Raw genomic sequence first — 20,892 nt, 5'->3', positions numbered from 1 at the left:
AATGCAACCCAAACTCAGGTTTCTCGACCGGTATCTTACTCTGTGGATTTTTCTGGCGATGGCAATCGGAGTAGGTTTAGGCTTTTTATTTCCTAATATTTCATCCGTTACGAATTCGCTTTCGGTCGGAAGTACCAATATTCCGTTAGCAATCGGTTTAATTTTGATGATGTACGCACCGCTTGCAAAAGTAGATTATTCGCTATTGCCAATAGCTTTTAAAGATAAGAAAGTATTATCACTTTCATTGCTGCTCAATTGGATTATTGGTCCAATTATAATGTTTATTCTAGCCATTATTTTCCTGAAAAATGAACCGGATTATATGATTGGATTAATCTTGATTGGCTTAGCAAGATGCATTGCAATGGTAATCGTCTGGAATGATTTAGCGAAAGGAAACCGGGAATATGCTGCACTTTTGGTCGCCTTGAACAGTGTGTTTCAAATTTTTTCTTACAGCTTTTTTGTATGGTTGTTCATCAATGTTTTACCACAAAAATTAGGATTGGGTAGTTTCAATGTTTCTGTACCCATGAAAGATGTAACGCAAAGTGTTTTAATTTATCTTGGGATTCCATTTTTGGCAGGATTTTTAACACGTTATTTTTTAGTAAAATTAAAAGGTGTAGAATGGTACAACAGGAAATTTGTACCAAAGATTTCTCCGATTACATTGTATGCTTTATTATTCACCATTGTATTGATGTTTAGCTTAAAAGGTGATAAAATTGTTGAACTTCCGATGGATGTTTTGAAAGTAGCAATTCCTCTTGTTATCTATTTTGTATTGATGTTTTTAGTAAGTTTTTTAATTAATAAAGTGATGAATGTTTCTTATGATAAAAATGCTTCAATATCATTTACAGCTACAGGAAATAATTTTGAATTGGCGATTGCCGTTGCCATTTCTGTCTTCGGAATTCATTCTGCACAAGCTTTCGTTGGCGTTATAGGTCCTTTGATAGAAGTTCCGGTGTTGATTTTATTGGTAAGAGCCAGTTTGTGGTTAAAGAGAAAATTCTATTAAAATTAAATTGAAAAAGTAAAGATTTAAGTGTAAAAATCATTGTAGTAAATACTTAAATCTATACTAAATTCCGTATTTTTGGGGTTCAAAATCTAAAAATCTAAGAATAAATGGACATTATTTTTGACCTTATCGAAAAAGAAAGAGAAAGACAATCCCACGGATTAGAGCTTATTGCTTCAGAAAACTTTGTTTCTGAAAATGTAATGAAAGCAATGGGAAGTGTATTGACGAATAAATATGCAGAAGGATATCCGGGAAAAAGATATTACGGAGGTTGTGAAGTAGTAGATGAGGTTGAAACATTGGCAATCGACAGAGCAAAACAGCTTTTCGGGGTTGATTATGTAAATGTTCAGCCGCATTCTGGTTCTCAGGCAAATGCAGCAATTTATTTGGCAGTGTTGAAACCTGGAGATAAAATCATGGGGATGGATCTTTCTATGGGAGGTCACCTTACTCATGGTTCTGCAGTTAACTTTTCAGGAATTCAGTATGACGTAGTTTCTTACGGAGTACAGCAGGAAACTGGTTTAATCGATTATGACCAAATGAGAGAAGTAGCGTTGAGAGAAAGACCAAAAATGTTAATTGCTGGTTTCTCGGCGTATTCAAGAGATTTAGATTATGCAAAATTCAGAGAGGTTGCAGACGAGATCGGTGCGACACTTTGGGCAGATATTGCACATCCTGCAGGTTTGGTTGCAAAAGGATTATTAAATTCTCCATTCGAACACTGTCATGTTGTTACCACGACGACTCACAAGACTTTAAGAGGTCCAAGAGGAGGGATGATCATGATGGGTAAAGATTTTGAAAATACGTACGGACACAAAACTCCAAAAGGAGAAATCAAGCAAATGAGTCAGGTTCTTGACGGAGCTGTTTTCCCAGGAATTCAGGGTGGGCCGTTGGAGCATGTGATTGCTGGTAAAGCAATTGCTTTTGGTGAAGCTATAGACGATAAGTTCTTAACTTATGCAAAACAGGTTAAATCTAATGCTCAGGCTTTATCAAAAGCGATGGTAGATTTAGGTTTTGATATTGTAAGTGGAGGTACAGACAATCACCTGATGTTGGTTGACCTTAGAAACAAGGGCGTAAACGGAAAAGAAACTGAAAAAGCTTTAGTAAAAGCGGATATTACTTGTAATAAAAATATGGTTCCGTTTGATGATAAATCTCCGTTCACTACTTCTGGTATCAGATTAGGAACTGCAGCGATCACGACAAGAGGTCTTAAAGAAAATGATATGAATACCATTGCAGAATTAATTTCTGAAGTAGTAGACAACATCAAAAATGAAGAAGTAATCGCAGACGTTAGAAAAAAAGTAAACGGATTGATGGAAGGTAAAGCTTTGTTCAATTATTAAGAATTGCTTTAAGCTGATAGCAATTTGCTTTTGGCTTTTCAATATAAAACAAAAAGAGGTGCAAATATTTTGTGCCTCTTTTTTGCAAATTGTAATTTTGAACTATCAACTATCAACTATCAACTATCAACTATCAACTATCAACCAAACTATGCAGCCCGATAAAAAGCTTTTTACATTTGAAGAAACCAAACAGAAACTGGTCAACTATTGTGTGTATCAGGATCGTTGTCATGCTGAGGTTGAGCAAAAAATGCGGGAATTTGTTTTAATTCCCGAAGCGAAAGAGGAGATTCTTCTATACTTGATGAAAGAAAATTACTTGAATGAAGAAAGATTCACCCGAAGTTATATTCGAGGAAAATTTTATATTAAAAGCTGGGGAAAAACAAAAATTAAAATGCATTTAAAGCAAAAAGGGATTAATGATAGACTAATCTCTACCTGTTTTGATGAAATTGATGAAGAAGATTACCAAAAGACACTTCATAGAATTTATGATAATTATAGTTCAAAGTTAAGCGGTTTGCAGAATTATCAAAAAAAATCAAAAACTATTAAATATCTATTAAGTAGAGGCTTTGAATATGAAAGTATTTTACAGATAATTGAAAATTAATGTAATCGTAATTTTAAGTTTTTATTGAGTTTTTCTTAAAGACATAGTTTTGTCTGACGAAAAAAAAATAATTTATGGATTTAAAATTACAATGTAAATCAAAAGCGATATATGCGTTTTTGATGGCTCTTTTCTCGGTGTGGGGATGGGGGCAAGTGATTCAGCACACCTTTGCTGCAACATCGGGAAATATAACTTCTAATATTTCGTTCGCATCGGCTCAGAATAGTTCAAGCACGGCGCCAGCAATTTTTACTGATGGTTTACGTCTTTATCCTGGTGGGGCAAATGGTGGTGGTTCAGTAACAATAACCCCAACAAATGGAATTGTTATTACAAAAGTTAAATTTTTTGCCACTCAAACACAACCTATCAGATATTCAATTAATGGAGGAACTGCTGTTTCAATGGCTTCTTCTTCTACTTATGAAATAACTGGAACAATTTCTTCGAGTTTAAGATTGAATAATGCGAACACAGGTACAGGTGGAGGTGCAAACCAGCTTAGATTATCTGGTGTAGAAGTTACTTATCAAACACCTACAAGTAATCCTCCAATAGTTACTGCGTCTTCATTTACAGGATCGGTTGGAACAGTTTTTACAGAATTGATTCAAGCAACAGAAGGTCCAACATCTTATACATTAATAAGTGGAAGTAACTTACCTTCGGGATTGACTTTAAATACAGTAACAGGTGAAATTTCTGGTACACCAACTTCTGCAGGCTCTTTTACAACTAATATTACAGCCACAAATTCAATTGGAACTTCGAATCCAGCTGCTATTTCTTTTACAATAAATAAAGGAAACCAAACAATTAATGGTTTTGCAAATCAAACAAAGTTTGTCAGTAGCCCATCTTTTACTTTTTCTGCAAATACAGATGGAGCAAATTTACCGATAACATATATGAGCTCAAATCCTTCTGTAGCGACAATATCAGGAAATACAATAACAATAGCTGGAGTTGGAACAACAAATATAACTGCTACGCAACCTGGAAATAATGACTGGAATTCTTTCAGTCAACAAATTATTTTAACAGTTGCAGCAGATCCGATAACATATAACGGTGTAGGAAGATTTGAAAAAATTACATCATTATTAGATTTAACAGATGGTTATTACGTTTTTGTTGGAGATACAAGTAATGCAATGTTAAATAGTATTTCCAGCAGTAAGCTGTCAGCATCAAATGTTTCGGCAATTAACAATGTTATTACAAATCCTTCTGTAAATATTGTTTGGAAAATACAAACAGATGCTGGAAATATTAAAACTATTTACAACGAATCAATTGATAGATACGTTTCTGGAGGTGGAAGTAATACAAATATTTCATTAGCAACAAGTGTTTCAGGAAGTGGACAAAAATGGCAAGCGAACACTGTAAGTAATTTATTTAGATTTACTAACGTAAGTCAAACAGGAAGAGCTTTGTGGTATAACGGTTCAGTATTTGGACAATATTCAACTACAAATATTTCAGGTTATTATGATTTGGAACTTTTCAAAAGAATAGAAACCACAATTTGGAACGGTACTTCTTGGTCAAACGGAGCTCCAGATGCTAAAGATGTAATTATTACAGGTTCTTATTCTACTGTGTCACAACCATCTTTCACAGCTAAAAATATCACCATTAAAAACGGTGGAGTTTTAGAACTTACTTCAAATAATACAATTTCAGCTGTAGATGTAACGGTAGAAGATGGCGGTAACCTAATTCAGAAAGACGGCTCTGTTTTATCTTATACAGGGGCTTTCAAAGCATTGAAAAACGGAACAAGCGAAGTTAATAAATATGCATTTTGGTCTTCACCTGTCGTTGATCAAAATTTAACTAATATGTATACAACTGGAACACCAGCGTTTATTACAGTATATGATACGGCTACAGATTCTTATGTAAATGCAGCTTCTACAACTTCTGTATTTGCGAAAGCTTACTCGATTAAAACTCCGGTTGCCAATGCTGCTTTAGTTTTTGAAGGAACTCCAAATACCGGAACGCAGACTTATACATTAGCGACTTCTGGGAACGGCTTTAACTTAATTGGTAACCCGTATCCTTCAAGCTTAAGTTTAGGTGCTTTCTATACCGCTAACGCAGCAAGAATTTCAAGCACATTCTATTTCTGGGATAACAAAAGCACGAATGTAACGCTTCAAAACGGTGCTACCACTACAAATTATGGATATGCTACATTCAATGCTGCTAACGGTGCAAATCCTACCTGGGTGCCTGCTCCAAATGGTAATGGAGGAACTGCCGTTGTTCCGACAGGTGCGGTTGCAAATATTGGTCAGGGATTTATTGTTAAAACTTTAAATACATCTGTTGATACTTCTTTGACATTTAATAATGAAATGAGAGGTGCTACAAATGGTACTTTCTTCAATAAAAATAATTCTGCAACCGAAGGCAAATTCTGGTTAAGACTAAATTCTGAATACAATACCAACAATACTTTTGCAGTAGATTATACAGACGGAGCTTCAGATTCATTCGATAATTATGATTCTAAAGCGATAGGAATGGGTTCTGACGGGTTCTATACCTTAGCAGATTCACAAAAATTAATTATTCAAGGGAAAGCAAGTTTTGATATCAATGATGTAGTTCCTGTAGGACTTAAGCATTTCCAAAACGGAAACTTTACGATTGCTTTAGTACAGAAAGAAGGATTGTTTAATAACGGACAGGCAGTTTATCTGCATGATAAAATAACAGGTGCCTACACAGACCTTCAGAATAGTGCCTATACATTTAGTGCAAACGCAGGAGAAACTGCTGATAGATTCGAGATTGTTTATAAGCTCAATGTTTTGGCAACTGCAGAAATTAAAAAAGATGCTTTTGAAGTTTTCAGAGACGGTCAGGATTTCGTTGTAAGAAACGATAAAAATGTTGAAAAAGTAGAAATCTTTGATGCAGCTGGAAGAAAAATCCAGACAATTAATGAGAATTCTAAAGTAATTCGTGTACAGCTTTCTTCTAAAGGTGTTTATATCTTGAAGGCATTATCACAAGGTAAAGAGTACACAAAAAAAATAATTAAATAAGAAAGAATTATGAAAAAGATTATAATAATGTTTGTGATGGTATTGTCAGGATTTGTTTTTGCACAGGAATCTTCGGATAATCCATTTATATATGATAATGGTACTGATACTACCGAGCTGCAAGAAGAAGATATTTTGCCTGCAAATCCGGGTGATCCGGGATTAGCACCTATCGATGATTATATTCCGGTACTTTTAATAATTGCAGTTGGCTTAGCAATAGCGTGTGCAAATAAGAAGAAGACAGCTTAAGAATAGTCATTTTATTATTAATTTAATCTTCCGGAATTACTTCCGGAAGATTTTCTTATTTATAACAATAAATTAAATTAAGTCTCATTTATCTTAAATTTCAAACTAAAAATAGTTTTAAGATAAGAAACTGTGTTAAATATTTATCTATTTCATTTTGAATGTGGTAGATTATTCTTTTAAATTTTAAGTATATGGGTATTAAGTAAATGAAAATATATTTTTAAACTGATTTTTTTATAAAAATAATATCATTATATTTGCGGAATAATCAAAATATCAAAATGTTGGATGAAAAAGCTGGATGATGCTTTTAGTGCGTTGTATAAAGGGGATAATATTGTAAAACTCACAGAGCTAAGATATATACCGCGATGGATTGTCATTATTATTGATATTTCAATTATACTTCTATCAATATTTTTGGCATATATACTTCTAGATAGACTGCGCGTACAGGTCAATTTCCCCAATCATCGTTTAGAAAAAAGAATAATACTTATTGCGGTTAATTTATTGTTTATGTTTGTTTTTAGAACATACGCAGGTATAATAAGACATTCTACTTTTTTTGATTTATTTAAGATTGTTTTATCTTCAGGCAGCACTTTAGTAACATTAATATTTTTAAATTTTTTTATAGAGCTTCTGTTTGATAAACCACTTTATTTATATCCTACTTTATTTCTTTACTTTTTTATTTCGATTTCGCTGATGTTCTTCTTCAGAATGGTTACCAAGCAATTTTTTAATATTTTAATTGATATTAAAGGGGCTTCGTCAAAAACCAGAGTGGCAGTTGTGGGGATAAGTGATGCATCTGTTTCTTTAGCAAGAGCAATACTTCATAATCCTAATTATCCTTATAGGTTAGAGGGTTTCGTAACGAAAAGATCAGATTCTAACAAAGCAGTTCTGCTGGGACATAAAATCTATAATAGTGACTATTTTTTTAAGAATAAAAATATAACCGACAAATTTGATGCAGTTTTGATTATTAAAGAGATTATGTCAAAACAAGAGCTCGAAGAATGGATGACGTTGGCTTTAGACCACGGACTGAAAGTTTTGAAAGCTCCTACATTGAGTAAAATGCGTGATTCTGATTTGGTCGGTGGAATTCGTCAGCTGCAAATAGAAGACCTGTTGAATCGGAGACCTATAAAAATAGAAAACGAAGAGGTTACAAGAAGGCATGCTGGGAAAAGCGTGCTGGTAACAGGTGGAGCAGGTTCTATCGGTAGCGAAATTGTGCGTCAGGTCGCTCAGTTTAGTCCTTCGCTGATTATTGTGCTTGATCAGGCAGAATCTCCTTTATACGAATTGGAACTTGAATTGCTCGAAAAATTCCCTGATCAGAAATTCAAATTTGTCTTAGCGGATATTTCCAATTCCTACAGGCTTGAAAAAATATTTGAACTCTATCATTTCTCAATGGTTTATCATGCAGCGGCTTATAAACATGTGCCTTTAATAGAAGAAAATCCGCATGAAGCCATTTTCGTAAACGTATTAGGGACAAAGAATGTCGCACTGCTCTCAAAAAAATATAAAGTAAACCGTTTCGTAATGGTTTCTACAGATAAAGCCGTAAACCCTACCAATGTAATGGGTGCCTCAAAGAGAACGGCTGAGCTTTTTGTGCAGTCTTTACAGAATACGGAAGGCAATACAACAAAATTCATTACTACGCGTTTTGGAAATGTGTTAGGATCAAATGGATCAGTGATTCCGCATTTTAGAAAACAAATCGAAAAGGGTGGTCCCGTTACTATCACGCATCCCGATATTATACGTTATTTTATGACGATACCTGAAGCGTGCGAGCTGGTACTTCAGGCAGGGACTATGGGAGATGGTGGTGAAATTTATGTTTTTGATATGGGCGAGCCTGTGAAAATATTAGATCTTGCAAGAAGAATGATAAAGTTATCAGGATATATTCCCGATGAAGAGATTAAAATTAAATTTATTGGCTTAAGACCCGGCGAGAAACTTTATGAGGAACTATTGAGTAATAATGCAACTACAGTTCCTACACATCATGAGAAAATTATGATTTCTAAAGATCCTTATTTGGGATTTGAAGAGATTGATTTATTATGCAAACAAATTATAAAATCTGCAGTTAAAAGAGATAAGATACAGGTAGTCACCCTTTTGAAAGCAATTGTTCCGGAATTTATAAGTAATAATTCAGAGTTTGAGCTTTTAGACATAAAAGACAATGACATTATTGTGATGAGTGACCAAAGCCCAAGCATTCAATTGAGTAATAATTGAATCATATTTGTTAATAATCGTTAAAACGAATTAAACAATAGTTTAAAAAATCTATTTAAAAAATAATAAACCTATTTTTGTGAAAAATTTTCAGAAATGATTTTAAAAAAATATTTTATTTACAGTGTAGTTGGCTTAGCGATAGCCTCATGTACACCAAGACAGGAAATTAACTATATGCAAGATATTGAAAGTGTCGCATTAGATAATTCGATTAAAAACAGTAGGAGTACATTACAGCCTGGTGATAAATTAATTATTACTGTGACAGCTAAAGATATGGACGTGGTAAAGCCATTTAACCAAACTTATTCTTCAAGTGCAACAATAACACAGTATTCTAATCCAAGTTCAAATAATCTTCCTCAGCAGCTTCCTGTTTCAGGACCTACATATATTGTAGATACAGATGGGAATATTACATTTCCGCAAATTGGTACTGTAAGTACAAAAAATGAAGATGTAGAAACGATGAAGGCCAAATTAACTAATCTCATTTCACAATATGTCAAAAATCCAGATGTAGATTTAAAATTAATAAATTTTAAAGTTGCTGTTTTAGGAGAGGTTACAAGACCAGGAACTTATGTTATTCCCGACGGAAGTACAACACTTTTGGGAGCTTTGGGTCTAGCTGGAGACCTTACTGTATATGGTGTCAGAACAAATGTATTGGTCGTAAGAAATGTCGATGGAAAGATCACAAAAGAAAGGATAGATTTGACGAGTGCGCAGTTTATAAATTCACCATACTATTACCTTAAGCAAAATGATATGATCTATGTGCAGCCTAATGCGAATAGAGAAAAGGCAGCACGAATTGATCCAAATACAGGATTGTACATTTCGGTTGCATCAGTTATTGCTTCTTTAGTGATTGGGGTTTTGGCTCTTACAAAAAATTAATTTAAGAGAATTCTTTATAGTGGATTATAATCAAATGCAAAATGAGATTCAGGAAGAGTCTTTAAATATCAGGGAAATTGTTAAACCTTACATTCATCGGTGGTATTGGTTTATCATAGGTGCTATTGTAGCCGTTATTGTCGCATGGTTCTTTTTAAGATACAGCATTCCGGTGTATAGCACAGAATCAACCTTATTAATTAAAGAAGTTAAAAAATCAGCAGCAGGCCAGCCTGATATGTCTGTGATTTCAGAATTAAGTGGTATTGGAGGGATGGGTACCAACTCAGTAGACAATGAAATTGAGATTCTGAAGTCTAAAAAACTGATGCTCTCAGTAGTAAGAGAATTAGCACTAGAAACTAATATTTATTCTAAAGGAAATATAAAAGATAGCGAATTATATAAAGAAACTTCTCCTTTTCTAGTAAGGATTATCAGCGAAAAGAAAAAAGCTAAATATCCGAAAACAGAAGTTATCGCTAAAGTAAAAGGCAATAAAATCATCATTGAATCTGAGAGTTTCAAGAAAGATATTCAAACTGAATTCAATAAATCGGTTACAATGCCTTTTGGTGTGGTAATGTTCCAGAAAAATCCCAAATTTAAATCAACTACATCAGAAAAATCAACTGCACAGTTCAGACTGCAATTTATGTCAGGAATGGACAGGGCAATATACTATCTTGCGAAACTCAATGTAAATTTGGTACAAAAGGAGGCTACAGTTCTTAAAATTTCAATCAGTGATCCTATTTCTGACAAATCGGTCGATATTTTAAATAAGCTTGCTGTAAATTATAACCGTGAAGCAATTTTAGATAAGAACTCTGAAGCACAAAAAACAGCTAGTTTTATTGATGAGCGTATTAACCTCATCAGTAAAGAATTAGGTACCGTAGAGTCTCAGAAAGAAGATTTTAAGCTTCGGAACAATATCGCAGATATTCAGACTGAAGCTGAATTATCTTTGAAAACAGCAGTAGATACCCGTCAAAAACAATTGGAGAATGAATCTCAGCTTGAGTTGATAAATAGTTTATTGAATTCTATCAGCAAACAGGGAACATATCAGGTTTTACCGCTTAATGTAGGTCTTACAGATCAGAATATCACATCTAATATTGCAATGTACAATCAGTTGGTCATTGATAGAAACAGATTACTTGAGAGTTCCACGACAGTCAATCCGGTTGTTCAGAATATTACCAGTCAGATAAACAGCATGCGTAGCTCAGTAATTCAGAGCTTACAAAAAAGTCAATCTGCATTTCAGATTTCAATTGGAACAATTACGGGTGAGCAAAATAGATTATCAAATAGAATCTCTAAAATTCCGGTTCAGGAAAAAATGTTCCGTAGTATTGAAAGACAGCAAAATATTAAAGAACAGCTTTATTTATTATTACTTCAAAAAAGAGAGGAAGCTGCTATATCATTGGCAATTGCTGCTCCAAAAGCTAGAATTGTTGACGATGCTTTAACGAACCCTGTTCCGGTCTCTCCGAAAAAAATGATTATTTATCTCGGAGCATTGATTATAGGGTTGCTAATTCCTTTTGCCATTATTTATCTTCTAGAATTATTTAACAATAAAATTAAAACTAAACAAGATCTTGAAAAACTGCTTGATGGAGGAACTGTAGTTGGAGAGCTTCCGTCTTTACAAAAAGGCGATCCTGAAATTGTTCAACTTAATGATTTATCTCCTTTAGCAGAAGCGTTCAGAATTTTAATTACCAACATTAATTTTATGTTGCCAAAAAACAAAAAAGGCAATGTGATTTTTGTTACCTCTACAGTTAAAGGTGAGGGAAAAACATTTACCTCTGTTAATTTAGCGCTTACATTGGCAACACCGCGGAAAAAGGTAATTATTATTGGGTCAGATATTCGAAATCCACAGTTACAGAGATATAATGAAAGCAGAAGAGGATTGATTGGTCTTTCAGAATTTATGTATGATGACCAGATGAATGTTTCAGAAATTATTCATCCCACTTCATTCAATCCGTATTGCGATGTGATTTATTCAGGTGCTATTACTCCAAATCCTACAGAATTATTATCAAACGGAAGATATCAGGAACTCGTTGAGAGTTTAAAACCAATGTATGACTATATAATATTGGATACTGCTCCATTAATGTTGGTAACAGATTCATTTTTAATTGCTGATGTAGCAGATATTACAGTATATGTTACCCGTTCTGGTTATACTGAAAAAGAACTGATAAGTTTTATCAATAAACAAATTAAAGATAAGAAAATTAAAAATGTGGGGATGGTGCTCAACGATGTGAGTAAGATGAATAGTGGTTATGGTTATGGTTATAAATATGGCTATGGATATGTGGCAGATTCAAAAAAAGGATTTTTAGCGAGATTTTTAAAAAAATAATTAATTCTAAATAGAACATGAAATTGTATAAAATAGCTGTTATTGGACAGGGATATGTTGGTCTACCATTGTCTTTGGAATTTTCAGATCATTATTCTGTATTAGGATATGATATTAATCCTCAAAGAGTTGAACAGCTTAATAATGGAAATGATATAACTTTGGAAGCTGACTTAAGCAAGCTTAATAATAGTCTTAGTACATATTCAAAATCCAACGGTAAACTTGGATATAGAGCTACGAGTGAAATATCAGATATTTCAGATTCCAATGTGTATATTGTCACAGTTCCTACACCAATAGATAAATATAATGCTCCTGATTTAGTACCATTGATATCGGCATCCAGGATGCTCGGGAAAATCATTAAAAAAGGAGATATAATTATTTATGAATCTACAGTTTTTCCTGGTTGTACAGAGGAAGAATGTGTGCCGATTCTTGAACAATATTCAGGATTAAAGTATAATGAAGATTTTTTTGTTGGATATTCTCCCGAAAGAATCAATCCAGGAGATAAAATAAATACACTCACAAGTGTGAAAAAGGTTACATCTGGATCAACTGAAGAAATTGCTGAGGAAGTAGATCAACTATACAAAAAAATTATAACTGCGGGTACTCATAAAGCTCCAAGCCTTAAAGTAGCAGAGGCATCAAAAGCTATTGAAAATGCACAGCGCGATGTTAATATATCTTTTGTGAATGAATTAGCCTTAATTTTTGACCGAATTGGTATCGATACCCATGATGTGCTAGAGGCTGCAGGTACAAAATATAACTTTCTAAAGTATAAGCCAGGCTTGGTCGGTGGGCATTGCATTTCTGTTGACCCATATTATTTAGCTCATAAAGCAGAGCAACTTGGATATCATCCTGATGTCATCTTATCAGGACGTCGCGTCAATGATTCTATTGCAAAGTTTGTAGCTTCTAAAGTTGTTAAGCTTCAAATTGCTAAAGGTGGTGTTATCAAGAATTCAAATGCAATAATCTTAGGAATTACCTTTAAAGAAAACTGTCCGGACGTAAGAAATACCAAAGTTGTAGACATTTATAATGAATTGAAAGACTATGGAGTAAATGTAGATATATATGATCCGTGGGCAAGTAAGGAAGAAGTAAAGCATGAATACGGAATTGATATACTTGATGCTCTTACAGTAGGCAAAAAGTATGATTCTGTAATTATAGCAGTTGCGCATGACGAGTTTTTGAAAATGGACTTAAATACCATTAAAAATAATAATTCAGTGGTCTTTGATACTAAAGCTTGTATTGATAGAAGTCTGGTAGATGCTAGACTATAATGATTTTAATTTGATGAATAGTTTATTTAATAAATTATAAGCAATACCAAATTATAATATATAATACTACAAGATTGTTATTCAGCAATTTTAATTTAAGAAGATGCAGGGTAAAATTGCCAAAAACACTTTAATGCTTTATTTTAGAATGTTACTATCGATGGTAGTGACATTATACACATCTAGAATAGTTCTTAATACCTTGGGAATTGTAGATTTTGGTGTATACAATATAGTTGCCGGCGTTATTGTTATGTTTGGTTTTTTAAATAATGCCATGACTGCCTCTACCCAAAGATTTTTAACGTACGAAAAGGCGAAAGATAATCTTGCCGGCCTTAAGAAAATTTTTAATATCAGCATTACAATTCATCTAATTATCGCAGTTGTAATTTTATTACTTGCTGAATCTATTGGATTATGGTTCCTAAATACACAACTTAATATTCCAGATGATAGAATGATTGCTTCAAATTGGGTATATCAATTTTCTGTCATCTCATTCGTTGTTTCTGTATATTTTGTTCCTTATAATGCAGTGATAATTGCTAATGAAAAAATGAATGTTTTTGCATTGTTAGGTATTGCTGAAGTAGCTTTAAAGTTAGTAGTGGTTTTTATGTTATTATTGATAGATTATGATAAACTAATTGTGTACTCATGTCTATTGTTAATAGTTTCTGTATTAATAAAAATATCGGAAAAAATCTACTGTAGTCTATCTTTTGATGAAAGTAAAAAAAATAGATTTGAATGGGATTCTGATCTAATGAAAGAAATGGGTGATTTTGCAGGATGGAATCTTTTTGGTGTGGTTGCCGGTGTAGGATATTCACAAGGTATAAACATATTTCTCAATATTTTTTTTGGAACTGTTGTGAATGCATCTCGTGGTATCGCCTTTCAGATACAAGGAGCCGTAAGCAGCCTTATTACAAATTTTCAGATAGTTCTAGCACCTGTAATAACAAAAAACTACGCTAGAAATGAATATAAACAAGCATTCGATTTAGTTTTTTCATCATCAAAATTATCAATATACCTATTATTAATCTTTTCAATACCTTTAATTATTGAGACAGAATCTATATTGATGTGGTGGTTAAAGGTTGTACCACCATACAGTGTTATTTTTACACAACTAATAATCGTAGATTTGCTGATATCCTCGTTATCCGGACCTTTGCATATTTTAGTACAGGCGACGGGCAATATTAAGCGCTATCAAATTCTTGTAAGCGGAATTCTGCTTTTGAATGTGCCTTTTTCATATCTATTTTTAAGATTAGGATATTCTCCGGAAATCACAATATCAATATCCATATTCTTTTCAGCTCTTGCTTTGTTTGCACGACTGTTTATTCTGCATCTTAACATGAAGTTTCCTGTTACCGAATATCTTAAAAAAGTAGTTTTTAGAATATTAATAGTGGCGATATTTTCGTGGATAATTCCTTACTATGTTAGTGTTTATTTGCAAGAAGGGATTTTTAATTTTTTAATAATTTTTATCATTGCAGTAATCAGTATTCTAATTTCTGTACTTTCTTTAGGTCTTGATTCGGTTGAGAAGAAATTTGTATTCTCAAAAATTCGTACTTTTTTGAATAAACAATTATGAAGATTTTAATAATTACGAAGAATGTAGGTAAGACAGCACCTGGAATTGTATTTGAAAGATTACTCTTTGGACTTTCGTCCTGTCATGATGTCGACTTAATTGTAAGTGATTATGCACCCTCTATAGATTTATCGAATATAAAAAAAATTATTAAAATTACTAACCCAATTTTAAGCGGTAAATTATTAAAGATTTTTATGATAATCTTTAAAGTTAATCCTATCAATTTTATTTGGGCATTAAGAGCGAAAAGAAGAATTCTAAAAGAAAGAGAAAAATATGACCTTGTTTTAGGATTAGTTTCATTTGGGCACTATGAGGGATTAATAGCTGGTTCAGTCATTAGCAAACTATTGAAGACAAAACTTGCGGTATACACTGTGGATGCAATTCCTGCCCCAACGAGCTGGATGCCTGAAGATTTATTCTACATTGCATTAAAAAAAATGATAAAGAAATATTTGTCAAAAGCTGATGCATTATTTTCTTCAAATAGAGAAATGCTCAATTATCAGATAAATATAGTGTCAAGTAAAAAGAAAATTTTTTCTGGGGTAATATTTACACCTGCATTTGGATCGTTTCAAGTACTTCCTGTTAAGAGTAATACAGATAAAAATATTTTTCTTTATACCGGAGGTATCTATGGAGCTAGAAATCCTGAATACTTGTTGGAAGGATTTAATAAACTTTTAAAAAAATATCCAGAATCGCAACTAATTTTTGTGGGTTCCTCACTACCAAATAAAACCTTAAATAAGTTTTCAGAAGAAGTTATAGACAAGATTTTATTTTTACCTTTTACAGTAGATCTTGTACCATATTATTCTATGGCAACGGCACTTTTAGATATCGATTCTGATGTTGAAAATGATATCTTTTTGTCAAGCAAGATCATGAATTATTTAATGGTTGACAGAATTATTATTTCAGAAACAGGTTTTAATAGTCCATCGAGACATCTTTTTAAAAATATAGATTCGATTTTGCAGTGTTCACATAATCAAGATGCGATATGTGATGCAATGGAGAAAGCAATTCTTATTAAAAATAACGTGAACTATGAAGGTCGGTTCCCACTTATAAAATTATTTCAATTGGAGAATGTAATTGATAATCTGAATGCCGACTTAGAAAAATTACTATCAAATAAAATTTAAATTTTTGTGATATGAAGTATAGAAATATTGAGTTTAGCTTATCCCAGCTGCTATTTCTTATTATATATAAAGTTTTTTTAGTTTGGATGCCAAGCTCAACATGTCCAATAGTTGGAAGTGTTTTTCGAAAACTAAGATTTTTATGCTGTAGGAAAATTTTTTTACAGTGTGGTAAGAATGTTAATATTGAACGAGGTGCCAATTTTGGTTCAGGTTTCAGACTCAGAATTGGAGATAATTCTGGAATTGGAATCAATTGCACGGTTCCCGGAAATATTTTGATAGGCAAAAATGTAATGATGGGACCAGAATGTTATATTTTGTCTACAAATCATTCATTTGATAGAGTCGATGTACCGATGATAGAGCAAGGAAATACAGTTCAGCTAGATACAATTATAGAAGATGATGTATGGATTGGTAGACAGGTAATTTTTACACCCGGTAGAATTGTTAAAAAAGGTTCTATAATAGCTGCTGGATGTGTTTTAAGTAAAAATTTCTCTGAGTATAGTATTATTGGTGGTAATCCATCAAGAATAATTAAAACTAGAATTTAGTGATGGTAAAGCTTATTACATGAAATGTTTAAAAAAATGATTAATGAGAATAACTAGAAGCAACTACTTTCAAAAACTTAATCGTTTTGATATTTATCTTATGCTGCTAATTTTTTCGCAAATATTAGGAGCTTATGGTGGTTTTTTTCAAATAACAAGGGTTTTTAGTTTAATACTTTTTTCTTTTTTATTTCATTCACTTTCTATAAAAAATTTCAGAACGTTTAGATTTTATATCTATTTCCATATTGTATTTATTATTTATAGTATGTTTTTTTTAGTGTTTGGGAAATATGTTGAAACAAAGACTCTGTTGGCAATTGTTTATGGGATTATAAATATTACGATATGTTTGAATTTGATAATACTTTCTTCAAAATGTAATGATTTTTTCAAAAGTGTTTGTTTGGGCATTTTTTTATTTCTGATTGTTGCTATTCCTCTTTCGTTTTGGGAGATACAAACAAATGTACATTTTATTACGGTCATTGTAGATGGAACTCAGGTTGGAGGAACAGATATTCTCCGCATTTATACCTCGTTGTTTTTTGGAAATTATAACAACTATAATATGGTATTAATGATGATGACTCCATTTCTATTTAGTTATATGTTATTGTATAAAAAGTGGTTTCCATTAATTTTTTTAGCAGCAATACTTTATATTTTTAGTGTAAACGGTACACGCTCTGGGGTTATAATGTTTTTGATTCAACTGCTATTATTTTTAATTTTATCAAAAAAAATAAAATTTTTATTTTTTGTAATACCGATTCTTTTTTTCTATATACCCACAATAGATTTAGATTCTCTTATTATTTTTAAAAGATTTGAGGTATTAGGAGTTGAAGATAAAGAACGTTCTGATTTGATTGGAATAAGTATTCAGGCTTTTCTTGATAGTTACTTTTTAGGAATAGGTCCTAATGCGTTTAGTAATTATGTTGCAGAGAAATTTCCAAATTACATTGGGGCAAATCATAATTTATTATCTGAAATACTGAGTCAATATGGTCTCTTCATTTTTTTATATTTTGTATATATTTTGATACGAACTTTTAGAAAATTTTATGCTAATATCCGATATAATCCTGTGATTGTTTTTTCATTGATAGGTTTTCCTTTCGTAATTGTGGTTAACAGTAGTTATTTATTAGGTGTTAATATCTGGATTTTTTTAACAGTTCTTTTGATAATTAATATTCGGAAATTAAAACATACTTCAAAATGATACAAAAACTATACGCAAACACAATAGGAAAGTATGGTAAAATTTATTCCTTGATAAGATTTTTGTTAAGAAATTACTACAACTTTATTTTTCCTTTACATGTTCAGTTGAAGAAAAAACATAGCCTTTCTAATGATGATAAAATTATTGTTTCTCTCACATCTTTTCCCAAAAGAATAAATAAAGTTTGGATGGTTATAGAAACAATGTTCAATCAAACACACAAACCGGATAAAATCGTTTTAACACTATCCGAATTGCAGTTTCCAGACAAAAAACTCCCACAGAAACTGTTAGAACAAACGCAAAGAGGGCTTGAAATTATTTGGACAAAAGATGATATACGCTCTCACAAAAAGTATTATTATACGATGCAGAAATATCCAAATTCGATTGTAATTACTGCTGACGATGATATTTTATATGAAAAAAGTTTGATTGAAAAACTAATTGAATTTCATCAAAAATATCCGAATTATATTTTATGTAACTCAGGGGCATTAAAAATAGGAGAAAATTATCTTAATTGGAAACGCCTATTTTTTCAACCAACTCAACCAGCGTTTAATGTTATGCAATTGGGAGGGACAGGGACGTTATATCCACCACACTCATTATATAAAGATGTTTTTAGAAAAGATATTTTTTTAGAAACTTGTCCTTTAGCAGACGATATTTGGCTTAATGCCATGACAGTTCTTAATGATAAAAAAATTGTAATAACGGATTACGGTTATTGGCAAATGCCAATTTTGTATAAGGATAATGATACTTTACATAGCGTAAATAATGGTGAAAACCAGAATACCCAACAAATAAGTAACCTTATAAAAAAATATGGAAAAGAGTTTGAATCTAAATTTATTGTAAATGAAGAGTAAGAATATGCAAAATAATAATACCTGTTGTCTGTTTAACTATGCATCTCACTATAGATTACCTATTTACAAAAAAATAGACGAGGAATTGAACGCTGATTTTTATTTTGGTACTATTCCGGGCTGCACAATAAAAAAGTTTAATTATCAAGATTTACATAATTTTAAAAAAGAGTTTAAAACATTAAAATTCAAGAATTGTTATTGGTATATTGGCAGTTTAAAATTATTGTTTAAACCATATGAAAATTATATTCTTACAGGAGATCCATTGATTTTGTCCAATTGGATTATTCTAGTTTGGGCAAAAATTTCAGGAAAAAAAACTTATTTCTGGACACACGGGTGGTATGGTAGAGAAACTACAATAAAGAAACTAATAAAAAAATGTTATTTTGGGTTAGCTACGGAAATTTTTTTATATGGAGAATACGCTAAAGAATTAATGATAAAAGAAGGTTTTGACGAAAATAAATTACATACTATTTATAATTCTTTGGATTATGAAAAGCAAATTTTAGTCAGAGATAGTTTAAAGTCATCGGATATCTATAGAGATCATTTTAAAAACAATCACCCGGTGATTATTTATATTGGAAGAATTCAAAGAAGTAAAAAAATAGAATTAGCAATTGAAGCAATGCTTTTATTACAGCAACAAAATCTGTATGTTAATTTTGTGATTTTGGGTGAATCCAAAGATTATGACTTTAAAAATGAAATAGAACGCTATGGATTAAAAGATTTTATTTGGTTAGTCGGTGCCTGTTATGATGAAGAACAGATAGGCAATTATATTTTTAATGCGAATATATGTGTTTCTCCTGGAAATGTTGGTCTTACAGCTATTCATAGCTTAATGTATGGAACCCCTGTGATTACTCACAATAATTTTCCAAACCAAGGTCCAGAATTTGAAACGATAATAGAAGAAAAAACAGGAATGTTTTTTAAAGAAAATAATATTGAAGATTTAGCAGATAAAATATCTTATTTAATTAATAATCCAGTACAAAGAGAAGACTGCTACAAAGTGATTGATGAAAAATGGAATGTAAATAATCAGGTAAGAATATTAGAAAATATTTTATGAAAATAATTATTGATAATTCTAATTTATTTGCTGGCGGGGGCTTGCAAGTTGCGATATCGTTTTTAAACGATTTGTTTGTGTTGGAACTTGCTAACGAATATCATATTATCCAATCTCCAAATAGTTCTGCTCAAATTGATAAAAAACATTTTCCAGCTAATTTTAAATTTTATGAGCTTAATTCAAAAGAGTATTTGAGTATTTTAAAAAGAAAACGAGAGGTAAAAAAAATAGAAAATACAATTAAACCTGATGTTATTTTTACAACATTCGGTCCTTCTTATCATAAAAGTAACTTCCCAAAAGTAGTTGGTTTTGCTTATGGTTATATTTTATACAGAGACAGTATTTTTTATAAAATATTGAGTATAAAAGAAAGAGTTAAACATCAATTAATAAACACTCTTAAAACTTACCTTTTTAAGAAAAATAGTGATTCTCTAATTTTTGAAACTGAGGACGCTGCCAAAAGATTTTTTGTTTCCCAAAAAATAAAAAAATATGTTGTTAGTAATACCCTAAATAGCATATTTGACAATCGTAAAAGATGGCAGGAGTTAGAGTTTTTTCAAAAGACAGAATTAGATATATTGTGTTTATCTGCTAATTATCCTCACAAAAATTTAGATATTATTCCTTCGGTAATTGATGAAATGTTAAAAATTAATAGCAATTTATATTTTAAATTTCATATTTCAGCAAGTAAAAAAGATTTTAATTTTGATGAGAAATACAATATGTATATTAATTATTTGGGAAAAGTAGAATTGGTAAATTTACCATCATTATATACTAAAATGAACATTCTTTTTATGCCAACATTATTAGAGATTTTTTCCACGACCTACTTAGAAGCAATGTTTATGAAAGTACCAATGGTTTGTTCAGATATGAGTTTTGCAAGAGATATTTGTGGAGACGCAGCGTTGTACTGCTCAGCTTTAAATCCAAAAGAATATGCTACGGCTGTAATAAAAATACATTGTAATAAAGAACTAAATGAAAGTCTTATTACAAAAGGAACAGAAAATTTAAAACGATTTGGAACAAGTATGGATCGTACAAAAAAATATTTAGAGATACTAAAAAAACACGCTCAATAAA

The 20,892-nt window shown here is 31.7% G+C and carries 16 protein-coding genes; all 16 read left to right on the top strand.

The window, feature by feature from the left end:
* Position 1 precedes the first annotated feature (1 nt).
* The 16 genes from arsB to EG358_RS16225 all read left to right on the top strand — a co-directional run bounded on the left by arsB (position 2) and on the right by EG358_RS16225 (position 20,891).
* Entirely contained in the window at positions 2 to 1,030 is a 1,029-nt protein-coding gene (gene arsB / locus EG358_RS16300) for an ACR3 family arsenite efflux transporter (protein WP_076562126.1), read from the top strand.
* A 110-nt stretch (positions 1,031 to 1,140) separates the two neighbouring features.
* The gene (gene glyA, locus EG358_RS16295) at positions 1,141 to 2,406 is read left to right on the top strand and encodes a serine hydroxymethyltransferase (protein ID WP_076562125.1); all 1,266 of its coding nucleotides are present in this window, start codon (positions 1,141 to 1,143) and stop codon (positions 2,404 to 2,406) included.
* Positions 2,407 to 2,557: 151 nt separating this feature from the next.
* A complete protein-coding gene (locus EG358_RS16290; RefSeq protein ID WP_076562124.1) occupies positions 2,558 to 3,025 on the top strand; it encodes a regulatory protein RecX in 468 nt (155 codons plus the stop codon).
* Positions 3,026 to 3,099: 74 nt separating this feature from the next.
* Entirely contained in the window at positions 3,100 to 6,093 is a 2,994-nt protein-coding gene (locus EG358_RS16285; protein WP_076562123.1) for a putative Ig domain-containing protein, read from the top strand.
* A gap of 9 nt (positions 6,094 to 6,102) precedes the next feature.
* Positions 6,103 to 6,345 carry a hypothetical protein gene (locus EG358_RS16280; protein WP_123890140.1) on the top strand — a complete coding sequence of 81 codons (243 nt, stop codon included), beginning with the start codon at positions 6,103 to 6,105 and terminating at the stop codon, positions 6,343 to 6,345.
* Positions 6,346 to 6,636: 291 nt separating this feature from the next.
* Positions 6,637 to 8,628, top strand: coding sequence for a polysaccharide biosynthesis protein (locus EG358_RS16275; protein WP_076562121.1), 1,992 nt, complete (start codon positions 6,637 to 6,639; stop codon positions 8,626 to 8,628).
* 96 nt (positions 8,629 to 8,724) lie between these two features.
* Positions 8,725 to 9,534: a polysaccharide biosynthesis/export family protein gene (locus EG358_RS16270; protein WP_076562120.1), complete on the top strand. Its 810-nt coding sequence runs from the start codon at positions 8,725 to 8,727 to the stop codon at positions 9,532 to 9,534.
* A gap of 19 nt (positions 9,535 to 9,553) precedes the next feature.
* The gene (locus EG358_RS16265) at positions 9,554 to 11,935 is read left to right on the top strand and encodes a GumC family protein (protein WP_456236603.1); all 2,382 of its coding nucleotides are present in this window, start codon (positions 9,554 to 9,556) and stop codon (positions 11,933 to 11,935) included.
* A gap of 17 nt (positions 11,936 to 11,952) precedes the next feature.
* The gene (locus tag EG358_RS16260; RefSeq protein ID WP_076562118.1) at positions 11,953 to 13,245 is read left to right on the top strand and encodes a nucleotide sugar dehydrogenase; all 1,293 of its coding nucleotides are present in this window, start codon (positions 11,953 to 11,955) and stop codon (positions 13,243 to 13,245) included.
* A 103-nt stretch (positions 13,246 to 13,348) separates the two neighbouring features.
* Positions 13,349 to 14,866 carry a lipopolysaccharide biosynthesis protein gene (locus EG358_RS16255; protein WP_076562117.1) on the top strand — a complete coding sequence of 506 codons (1,518 nt, stop codon included), beginning with the start codon at positions 13,349 to 13,351 and terminating at the stop codon, positions 14,864 to 14,866.
* Positions 14,863 to 16,026 (top strand): glycosyltransferase family protein, encoded by a 1,164-nt coding sequence (locus EG358_RS16250; RefSeq protein WP_076562116.1) that lies wholly within the window; start codon positions 14,863 to 14,865, stop codon positions 16,024 to 16,026. Before EG358_RS16255 ends, EG358_RS16250 begins: the two co-directional genes overlap by 4 nt.
* A gap of 11 nt (positions 16,027 to 16,037) precedes the next feature.
* A complete protein-coding gene (locus tag EG358_RS16245) occupies positions 16,038 to 16,586 on the top strand; it encodes an acyltransferase (RefSeq protein ID WP_076562115.1) in 549 nt (182 codons plus the stop codon).
* A 43-nt stretch (positions 16,587 to 16,629) separates the two neighbouring features.
* A complete protein-coding gene (locus tag EG358_RS16240) occupies positions 16,630 to 17,817 on the top strand; it encodes an O-antigen ligase family protein (RefSeq protein WP_076562114.1) in 1,188 nt (395 codons plus the stop codon).
* Entirely contained in the window at positions 17,814 to 18,698 is an 885-nt protein-coding gene (locus tag EG358_RS16235; protein ID WP_076562113.1) for a hypothetical protein, read from the top strand. Before EG358_RS16240 ends, EG358_RS16235 begins: the two co-directional genes overlap by 4 nt.
* Complete coding sequence (locus tag EG358_RS16230) at positions 18,688 to 19,788, top strand: glycosyltransferase (protein WP_228421452.1); 1,101 nt, start codon at positions 18,688 to 18,690, stop codon at positions 19,786 to 19,788. Before EG358_RS16235 ends, EG358_RS16230 begins: the two co-directional genes overlap by 11 nt.
* Positions 19,785 to 20,891: a glycosyltransferase gene (locus EG358_RS16225; protein WP_076562112.1), complete on the top strand. Its 1,107-nt coding sequence runs from the start codon at positions 19,785 to 19,787 to the stop codon at positions 20,889 to 20,891. Before EG358_RS16230 ends, EG358_RS16225 begins: the two co-directional genes overlap by 4 nt.
* The last annotated feature ends 1 nt before the right edge of the window (position 20,892 follow it).

This window comes from Chryseobacterium indoltheticum (assembly GCF_003815915.1).
Classification (GTDB): Bacteria; Bacteroidota; Bacteroidia; order Flavobacteriales; family Weeksellaceae; genus Chryseobacterium; species Chryseobacterium indoltheticum.
This window is presented reverse-complemented; position numbering and strand designations above follow the sequence as displayed.

Bases quoted from the DNA above. Each gene is read 5' to 3' on its own strand.
- arsB (WP_076562126.1), top strand. From the start codon at position 2: ATGCAACCCAAACTCAGGTTTCTCGACCGGTATCTTACTCTGTGGATT.
- glyA (WP_076562125.1), top strand. From the start codon at position 1,141: ATGGACATTATTTTTGACCTTATCGAAAAAGAAAGAGAAAGACAATCC.
- EG358_RS16290 (WP_076562124.1), top strand. From the start codon at position 2,558: ATGCAGCCCGATAAAAAGCTTTTTACATTTGAAGAAACCAAACAGAAA.
- EG358_RS16285 (WP_076562123.1), top strand. From the start codon at position 3,100: ATGGATTTAAAATTACAATGTAAATCAAAAGCGATATATGCGTTTTTG.
- EG358_RS16280 (WP_123890140.1), top strand. From the start codon at position 6,103: ATGAAAAAGATTATAATAATGTTTGTGATGGTATTGTCAGGATTTGTT.
- EG358_RS16275 (WP_076562121.1), top strand. From the start codon at position 6,637: ATGAAAAAGCTGGATGATGCTTTTAGTGCGTTGTATAAAGGGGATAAT.
- EG358_RS16270 (WP_076562120.1), top strand. From the start codon at position 8,725: ATGATTTTAAAAAAATATTTTATTTACAGTGTAGTTGGCTTAGCGATA.
- EG358_RS16260 (WP_076562118.1), top strand. From the start codon at position 11,953: ATGAAATTGTATAAAATAGCTGTTATTGGACAGGGATATGTTGGTCTA.
- EG358_RS16255 (WP_076562117.1), top strand. From the start codon at position 13,349: ATGCAGGGTAAAATTGCCAAAAACACTTTAATGCTTTATTTTAGAATG.
- EG358_RS16250 (WP_076562116.1), top strand. From the start codon at position 14,863: ATGAAGATTTTAATAATTACGAAGAATGTAGGTAAGACAGCACCTGGA.
- EG358_RS16245 (WP_076562115.1), top strand. From the start codon at position 16,038: ATGAAGTATAGAAATATTGAGTTTAGCTTATCCCAGCTGCTATTTCTT.
- EG358_RS16240 (WP_076562114.1), top strand. From the start codon at position 16,630: ATGAGAATAACTAGAAGCAACTACTTTCAAAAACTTAATCGTTTTGAT.
- EG358_RS16235 (WP_076562113.1), top strand. From the start codon at position 17,814: ATGATACAAAAACTATACGCAAACACAATAGGAAAGTATGGTAAAATT.
- EG358_RS16230 (WP_228421452.1), top strand. From the start codon at position 18,688: ATGAAGAGTAAGAATATGCAAAATAATAATACCTGTTGTCTGTTTAAC.
- EG358_RS16225 (WP_076562112.1), top strand. From the start codon at position 19,785: ATGAAAATAATTATTGATAATTCTAATTTATTTGCTGGCGGGGGCTTG.